Origin of the sequence: Methylobacterium sp. WL18, assembly GCF_008040015.1 — a bacterium.
Taxonomy (GTDB): domain Bacteria; phylum Pseudomonadota; class Alphaproteobacteria; order Rhizobiales; family Beijerinckiaceae; genus Methylobacterium; species Methylobacterium mesophilicum.
Genome location: NZ_VRVD01000817.1, coordinates 1 through 1,783 on the forward strand (window position 1 = coordinate 1; position 1,783 = coordinate 1,783).

A 1,783-nucleotide genomic window follows, 5' to 3' on the forward strand; every position below is an offset into this window, starting at 1 on the left:
CGCCAGGGCCTCGGCGAGCGCCCGCTCGGCCGGCTCGCCGGACGCCGCAAGCGCGGAATCGGGCGCGGCATCGTAGGCGCGGCCGTCCTTCTTCTCCTCGATCCGCAGGATGTTCGAGGCGCGCTTGACCCCGGCGAGCAGGTTTTTTCCATCGTCCGTGTCGAGGAATTTTTGGAGCGCCTCAACCCGGCGCACCACCATCAGCAGGTCGTCCTGGCCGGGCAGCGCGAAGACCGCGTCGATCAGGTCGTGCCGGGCGCCCTGGTCGCGTAGGTAGACTTTGAGGCGGTCTGCGAAGAAGACGAGAAGATCTTTCGCGTTACGCTCGCAGACGCTCTTCTTTACCGTTCGCGTCGTACGTCCTGACGTCGGATCCCGGACTTCATCATAGGCCTCCGGCGTATCAGTCAGGGCCTGGACATGAGCCGTCTGCTCGGCGGCCTGAGCCCGTAGATCGAGGCGCATCTCGTTGGCGAGCAGCAACCGAATCACCCCCAGCGCCGCTCGCCGCAGCGCATACGGGTCCTTGCTCCCGGTCGGCTTCTCGTCGATCGCCCAGAAGCCCACTAGCGTGTCGAGCTTGTCGGCCAGCGCCACCGCGATCGAGACCGGGTCGCTCGGCACCCGGTCGGAGGGGCCGACCGGCTTGTAATGTTCCTCGATGGCCGCGCAGACGCTTCCGTGCTCGCCCTGGAGCGCCGCGTATTTGCGCCCCATCAGCCCCTGCAACTCCGGGAACTCGCCGACCATCTCGGTGACGAGATCGGCCTTGGCGAGGCGCGCCGCGCGTTCGGCCAGGGCCGGATCGGCCCCGACCAGGGGCGCCAGCTCCTGCGCCAGGGCGGCGATGCGGGCGATCCGCTCACCCTGGGTGCCGAGTTTTTCGTGGAAGACGATGCTGTCGAGCTTGGGCAGACGGTTTTCCAGGCGGATCGCCTTGTCGGTCTCCCAGAAGAACTTCGCGTCCGACAGGCGCGCCCGCACCACCCGCTCGTTGCCGGCGGTGATCGCCTGGCCGCCGTCAGACGCCACAAGATTCGAGACCAGGATGAAGGCGGGGGCCAGATCCTCCGAGCCGCCCGCCGCGTGCCCCTTGCGCAGGACGAAGCACTTCTGGTTCGCCCGGATGGTCGCCCGGATCGCCTCGGCCGGGATGTCGAGGAAGGCCGCGTCGAAGGAGCCCATGAGCACCACCGGCCATTCCACCAAGCCGGCCACCTCCTCCAGCAGGCCCTCGTCCTCCACGAGGTCGAGGCCGCGCGCGAAGGCGAGGTCGCGGGCGTCGTGCAGGATCACGTCCTTGCGCCGGTCGGCGTCGAGGATGACCTTCGCGCGCTCCAGGGCCTGGATGTAGTCGTCGAACCGGCGGACCTCGATCGGGCCCGGCGCCAGGAAGCGGTGGCCGTAGGTGACGGTCCCGGCCGCGATGCCGCCGACCGCGAATGGCACCACCTCGGGGGTCTCGGTCTCCGGCCCGAAGGTCGCGACGATCGTTTGCAGCGGCCGCACCCAGCGCAGGGCGCCGGGCTGGGCCGAGGCCGCGCCCCAGCGCATCGCCTTCGGCCAGGGAAAACCTTTGATGATTTCGGGCAGGAGTTCGGCCAGCACATCCAGGGTTTCGCGGCCGGGCCGCTCGATCACCGCAAGATAGAACTCGCCCTTCTTCGGATCAGTGATTCTTTGGGCCTCATCCAGGCTCGCCAAGCCGGCGCCCTTCAAGAACCCCTGGATGGCGGCCTCGGGGGCACCGACCCGCGGGCCGCGGCGCTCCTCGCGCACGGCC

Annotated in this window: 1 protein-coding gene; it reads right to left on the reverse strand. The window is 69.1% G+C overall.

All coding sequences use genetic code 11. The features are described from left to right. The coding region (glyS, locus tag FV228_RS28635; RefSeq protein WP_147857574.1) for a glycine--tRNA ligase subunit beta at positions 1 to 1,783 on the reverse strand (1,783 nt) is incomplete at both ends.